Annotated in this window: 3 protein-coding genes and 1 pseudogene; all 4 read right to left on the reverse strand. The window is 42.2% G+C overall.

The features are described from left to right. Window positions 1–123 (reverse strand): annotated as a pseudogene (locus J582_RS26595) (DUF1376 domain-containing protein); the annotation flags it as partial. Between the two features lie 65 nt (window positions 124–188). Then, window positions 189–440 carry a hypothetical protein gene (locus J582_RS24875; RefSeq protein ID WP_005092513.1) on the reverse strand — a complete coding sequence of 84 codons (252 nt, stop codon included), beginning with the start codon at window positions 438–440 and terminating at the stop codon, window positions 189–191. Continuing rightward, window positions 430–1,614, reverse strand: coding sequence for a site-specific integrase (locus J582_RS24880; protein ID WP_032048893.1), 1,185 nt, complete (start codon window positions 1,612–1,614; stop codon window positions 430–432). The genes J582_RS24875 and J582_RS24880 overlap by 11 nt, the downstream gene beginning before the upstream one ends. Window positions 1,615–1,633: 19 nt before the next feature. Beyond that, window positions 1,634–1,843 (reverse strand): hypothetical protein, encoded by a 210-nt coding sequence (locus J582_RS24885; RefSeq protein WP_000122748.1) that lies wholly within the window; start codon window positions 1,841–1,843, stop codon window positions 1,634–1,636. Window positions 1,844–1,947: the final 104 nt, after the last annotated feature.

Genomic DNA, 1,947 nt, shown 5'->3' on the forward strand with positions numbered 1-1,947 from the left:
ATTTTTCCAGAAATCCATCATTAACAGCAGTGCCGCACCAATTTGTTCTGCTGTCATTCGTGCAAATTTCGCCTGTAGGTCGCCAATATAGAGTGGCATCCAAATTGAAATATCTTTATTCATATGTTGACCTTTTTATAGGTATAAAGGGGCTAAGGTCATCGATTTGATGACCTTTTATGTTTGTTTTATGAGTGAGCGAGACTCATCAAGCGGAGACGGGCCTGTTGAGCCAAGTCATCGTAATGAGCTTGTCCTTCATCCAGCATTCGCTGTAACCAGAGTCTCAATGCTTGGTGGTCATCGAAGCATTTATTGATTTCCAGCAAAAAGGCCAGATTGTGCAGTTTGGGAATGTGAAACTCATGAATGAGTTCACGAGCGACCAAATCTGCTTCAGGGCTGACCACCACACCACCAAAGAAAGCTTTACTGTTCATGTGCAAGCTCCTCTGTATTTAGTTTTTCCAGCATGGCTTCAAATGCACTGCCATCGCGGCGCGTAACATTGGGGATGTAACGGCTATAGACTCGGAATAGCATTTCAGTCGTTGAATGTCCCAATTGACGTGCGATCCATTCCGGATTCTCTCCCGCCGACAGCCAGAGTGTTGCTGCGGTATGACGTGTTTGATAGGCTCTTCTAGGCTTCAATCCTAGAAAGCGCAGGATAGGGTGCCAGACACGTTTATTAACTAAACGGTAGTCTAGAGGACCACCATCACGGTTGCAGAAGACGAAGTCCGATTTTCCGTTGTTGAGGCTTTTCTGTTGCAGAAAGGCCTGATAAACCCGATCACTCATTTGGATGGTACGGTCAGAACCATAAGTTTTGGTTCCACCAAGAACACCATTCACTAACGCTTCACGGATATGGATCTCACGACGTTGCAAGTCGATATTTTTCCATTGCAATCCATCGATCTCACTGGTGCGCATACCCGTAAAAAAGCGGATGGTGTAATAGGGGCGGAAGTCTTCACGCACTGTGGTAAGAATTTTATGCACCTCTTCCAGAGAAAAAGGTGTGACTTCAATCTTACCTTCCTTCAGATTGTTAATATTTTTATAAGGCGACTCAAACTCGTATCGTTCAGCCGCATCATTGAGTATCATACGTAAAGGCGTCATGATTTGATTAATCCGCGATGCTTTCAGACTTGTTTGATCTTTTCCGTGTGTCACTTTGGCGAGGGAAGCACGGAAGTTCAGCAAGTCTGACTTCTTGATTTTCGAGAGAACTTGATTACCAAAAGCAGGAATCAAATAGTTTTTGATCACAATTAAAACCTTTTGCTGATATGAGGTTCTCCATTCAACTTGTTTCTGCTTAAACCACAATTCAGTAAACTCTTTAAAAAGAGGAACTTTGGTCTGTACAGCAATTTGCTGACTTCTTTTTTCCTTAAACTCCTCAACACGTTTACTTTTTGGAAAGTACTTTTCGTATTCAAAAGTGCCCAGTGTGATTTCTGCCTCAAGCTGTTCGAGACGTTTTTTCAAAATGCGACGGTTATAGGCATTGTCTTCAAGATTGGTTGTTTCTCTGCAACGAATGCCCATGTAGCGAAAGTCGGCAATCAGTTTGCCACTTCGTTCCCGGATGGTAGCCATCAGTTAAACCTCCTAAGCCTTATTGCAAGGCATCCATGCTTAAACCGGTGAATTTAAGCATTTCAGTTTCAATGCGTTCCCAAACAAAAAGAATTTTTCGACCACCAAAAGGACGGATGTAGTGAACACCTTCAATAAAGACACTGTCCTTCAGTTGGTTGCGGATAGTACGAGCGTCGTACTGGATTTTTTCAGCCAGTTGCTGGGCTGTGAGATAGGTATATGACATAATAGAGCCTCATATTTTTTACTAGGTAACTAGGAAAAATTATTCCTAAGACATAAATTATCATATTTTTATGTTGTTGCAAGTACTTTTTATGATTTAACTAG

Source organism: Acinetobacter sp. 1566109, assembly GCF_000582255.1.
Classification (GTDB): Bacteria; Pseudomonadota; Gammaproteobacteria; order Pseudomonadales; family Moraxellaceae; genus Acinetobacter; species Acinetobacter nosocomialis.